At 47.0% G+C, this 4,370-nt stretch carries 3 protein-coding genes; 1 reads left to right on the plus strand and 2 read right to left on the minus strand.

Annotation, left to right across the window (positions count from 1 at the left end):
* On the minus strand, positions 1–770 hold a 770-nt coding region (locus tag WC615_RS22745), incomplete at its 3' end, for a homoserine kinase (protein WP_372980314.1).
* Positions 771–876: 106 nt separating this feature from the next.
* Complete coding sequence (thrA, locus tag WC615_RS22750; protein WP_372980316.1) at positions 877–3,327, minus strand: bifunctional aspartate kinase/homoserine dehydrogenase I; 2,451 nt, start codon at positions 3,325–3,327, stop codon at positions 877–879.
* A 248-nt stretch (positions 3,328–3,575) separates the two neighbouring features.
* Here thrA and rsgA point away from each other — a divergent pair.
* Positions 3,576–4,370 (plus strand): ribosome small subunit-dependent GTPase A (gene rsgA, locus WC615_RS22755; RefSeq protein WP_372980315.1); only part of this gene is annotated, 795 nt, incomplete at its 3' end.

Genomic DNA, 4,370 nt, shown 5'->3' on the forward strand with positions numbered 1-4,370 from the left:
ATCAGCATACTGCGTACGGGCTCAACCAGCACATCTTTCATGCTACGGCCAATCAGGTCAATGTCCTGCATAAACAAACCGCTCACCAGTCCGGCAATATTACCCCACTGCGTTACGGCATCCTTCATCTGGATGTTTTTACGGATGATCTGCCTCGCCTCGCGTGTAGGTACATCCACATCCGGGAACACGATAGCGCACCACAAATTGGCCGGGTGCGGTAAACGCACCACATCCAAAGGCTCATAGCTACGGATCAAAACGAAACCGCCTAATAAAGCCGGCGCGACGTTATCCGCATGGCCATGCCCGCAAGCCATTTCTTCGCCCTTCATGGCGAAAGGCAACAGGGTGGATGGGTCGGTATCGTCACCCAATAAAGTTTTAATAGCAAACAAGCCGGCAACAGTACTGGCCGAGCTTGAGCCCAGGCCGCTACCTATCGGCATTTTTTTGTGGAGTTCGATGTCGAGGCCAATATCCAGCCTATCGATACTACGCAAATAATGCTCAACACTTACGCTTACCGTGTTTTTAGCAGGGTTAAGCGGCAGGCGCCCATCATCCCCGGTAATTTTGCTGATGGTGATGCCGGGTTTATCGGTAATGCGCATAATTACCTCATCGCCGGGTTCGTTCACCGCGAAACCCAGCACATCAAACCCGCAAACCACATTGGCCACGGTGGCTGGGGCAAAAACATGGATGCTATCCAATGCCTTTTTATCCGCTTTGGCCGGCTGTTTTAAATCTTGTATATCCTTACTCATAAAAATATCTGTTGTTTAAGGACACACCCCTACCCCCTCTCAAGAGGGGAACCCAGCGCTGTGCCTTTTTTGTCTTATCTCCTGATTCTAAAAATCTTGCATCTCTTTAATTCGCTCCCACATTTATCAGGTCGGCAAATACGCCGGCGGCGGTTACTTCGGCACCTGCGCCGGGGCCCTTTACCACCAGCGGGCGTTCTTTGTACCTGTCGGTGGTGAAAGATATGATGTTATCGCTTCCGCTAAGCATGTAGAACGGATGGTTCTCATCCACACTTTGCAGGGTGATGGATGCCTTGCCGTTTTCCAGCTTGCCTATATAACGTAATACTTTTTTATCTTTTTCGGCTTGTTGTTTAAGGTTGGTGAAGAAAGCGTCTTCGGCTTTCAGGGCCGCGTAAAAATCTTCAACGGTTTGCACCTCTAAACAGGCCTTGGGTAAAACGCTTTCTATATCCACATCAGCTTCTTCCATTTCGTGGCCGGCATCGCGGGCAAGGATCAATATCTTACGCATAAAATCTTTTCCGCTCAGGTCATCACGCGGGTCGGGTTCGGTATAGCCTTTTTCCTGGGCCTCTTTTACCACATCGTGGAAATTAGCGTCACCCTTAAAGTGATTAAAGATGAAGGAGATGGTTCCTGAAAGAATGGCTTCTATCCGCTGGATGCGGTCGCCGCTGCTCATCAGGTCTTTTAAGGTACGGATGATAGGCAGGCCTGCACCCACATTGGTTTCGTAGAAGAAATCTACGCCATGCTTGCGAGCGGTATCCCTGAAGGTTTTGTATTGGGCGAGTGAAGCCGAATTGCCAATTTTATTGCAGGTAACTACAGATACGTTGGCTTTAAAAACCTCCTCGTAAAACGCTATTGGTTTTGGGCTGGCGGTGTTATCAATAAACACGCAGTTTGGCAGGTTCATTTCTTTCATTTTGGCGATGAAGCCCGCTAAGTCGGCAGCGTGGTCTGATGCTTGCAGGTCGTCCTGCCAGGTATCTAACGATAAACCATCGGCATTGAAAACCATTTTACGGGTATTGCTGATGCCTACTATTTTAACCTGTATGCCATTATTTTTTTGCAAGAAATCTTTATGCGCGTTCAATTGGTTGAACAGCGTTTTGCCGATATTGCCGGTACCTAAACAGAAGGCGTGCAGGGTTTTAGTCAGTTCTATAAAAAAGGCATCATGCACCGCGTTCAAGGCTTTAGCCAAATCATTTGCCGAGATAATAACCGAAATATTATACTCCGACGAACCCTGCGCAATGGCTCTTACGTTTACACCGTTACGGCCCAGCGCGTGGAACAGCTTACCGCTCATGCCCGGGGTTTGCTTCATGTTTTCGCCTACTACGGCTAATATGGCCTGGTTTTTTTCTACTACCAATGGCTCCAGTTTATTGGCCAGCAGTTCCAGTTCAAATTCCTGCTCTATCAGTTGTTTGGCTTTATCCACTTCGTTTGGCTGTACGGCAAAAGTGATGCTATGTTCTGACGATGATTGGGTGATGAGGATAATGTTAATCTGCTCCCTCGCCAGCAGCGAAAACAACCTGCCGCTAAAACCCGATTTGCCTACCATCCCGCTACCCTCTAAATTAAGGATGCTGATGTTATTGATAGACGAGATCCCCTTGATTGGCAAGGTAGACGCCTTACAATCATGGCGGATAACCGTGCCGGCAAAGGCAGGCTCAAATGTATTTTTGATCACTATAGGGATCTTTTTCAAAAACGCCGGAATCATGGTTGGTGGATAGATCACCTTGGCACCGAAGTATGAAAGCTCCATTGCCTCGGTATAGGTCAGCTCTTCCAGCGGGAAAGCTTTTTGCACCATACGCGGGTCGGCGGTCATCATACCGTTTACGTCCGTCCAGATCTGGATCTCTTCAGCGTTTAATGCCGAGCCGAATATAGCTGCTGTATAATCGCTGCCGCCACGGCCAAGTGTTGTGATCTGCCCGGCATCGTTACTTGCAATAAAACCGGTTACAATAAGCAGTTTATCGCTGTTTTCCTGATAGAAAGTTTTGATGAGTAATTCCGTTAGTTCGCTGTTTACTTTGGCGTTTCCAAAAGAGCTGTCGGTTTTAATCAGTTCAGCTGCATCTACAAAAAGCACATCTTTAAAATGCTGCGCCGCAATTTTACTTACCATTAGTGCCGAGCAACGTTCGCCGTAGCCAAGTATCTGGTCGCGGGTTTTGGGGGTAAGTTCACGCAGGGTAAGTACGCCCTGCAGCAATTCTTCTAACTGGTTAAAGTGAATTTTTAAGCGGGTATAGGCCGGGTTTTGGTTCTGTACATCAAGCAATGCTTTAACGGCGTCAAAATGGCGTTTTTCCAGTTCGGCTAATTGTGCCGTAAACTCCTGCCCGTTTGCTGCATTTTCGGCCATAGCTACCAGCAGGTTGGTTACACCGCCCATTGCAGATAGTACAACCACCGGGCGGTTACCGGGTTTATCCTCGTCTTTTAAAATATTAAGCAGGGTTTGGATGCTGCTTACTGAACCTACCGACGTGCCGCCGAATTTTAGAATTTTCATTTTTGCGATAAAATAAAAAAAGCCTTCCTCTTTGCGGAGGAAGGCTTTCATTTGGTTTTGTTTATGTTTTTACACCATACGATTATCTTCCTCCGAAATTTATCCCGGTGGTAATAATGGTAATAATTGTGGTGTTGTTAATTGTCATATATATTATGTCGGTAAAGTAAGTAGATTTTATTTTAAATACCAAATGTAAAGTTGTTTTATTTTTTCAATGCCTTTAAATCTTCCTAAATTGCGGCCGTATGCAGGGACTTATAACAAAATCGACCGGGAGCTGGTACCAGGTAAGAAGCGGAGACGAAACCATCGACTGCCGCATCAAGGGTAAATTCCGGATAAAGGGGATCACGACTACCAACCCATTAGCAGTTGGCGATGTGGTTGATTTTGATATGGAGCCAGAGCAGGGCACGGGCATTATCACTAATTTGCATCAGCGTAAAAACTATATTATCCGTAAGGCTATCAATCTTTCCAAGCAGGCGCAGATCATTGCCGCAAACCTGGACAGGGCGCTTTTGGTGGTTACCCTGGCATCGCCACGTACCTCGCTTGGTTTTATAGACCGTTTTTTGGTAACCGCCGAGGCGTATGATATCCCCGCCTGTTTAATATTTAATAAACTCGACCTGTTTAGCGATGAAGGGCTGGAGATCCTGGCCGATTATCAGGCCATTTACCAAAACATTGGTTACCCATGTTATTCTGTATCGGCTTTAGAAGGTACTAATATTGATGAAGTGCAGGAATTGCTGAAGGATAAGGTGACACTTTTTTCGGGCCACTCGGGCGTAGGTAAATCCAGCCTGATCAACCGCTTGTTGCCCGACCTTGACCTGCGCACCCACATGGTATCTGAATGGAGCGACAAAGGGATGCACACCACCACCTTTGCCGAAATGTTTGAGCTGCCGCAGGGCGGCTATATTATTGATACCCCGGGTATCCGCGAGTTGGGTGTTATCGACATAGAAAAAGAAGTGCTAAGCCATTTCTTCCCCGAAATGCGCGAACGGATGAACCAATGCCGTTTTAAT

Origin of the sequence: Mucilaginibacter sp. (assembly GCF_041663085.1) — a bacterium.
Lineage (GTDB): Bacteria > Bacteroidota > Bacteroidia > Sphingobacteriales > Sphingobacteriaceae > Mucilaginibacter.

Bases quoted from the DNA above. Each gene is read 5' to 3' on its own strand.
- thrA (WP_372980316.1), bottom strand. From the start codon at position 3,327: ATGAAAATTCTAAAATTCGGCGGCACGTCGGTAGGTTCAGTAAGCAGC.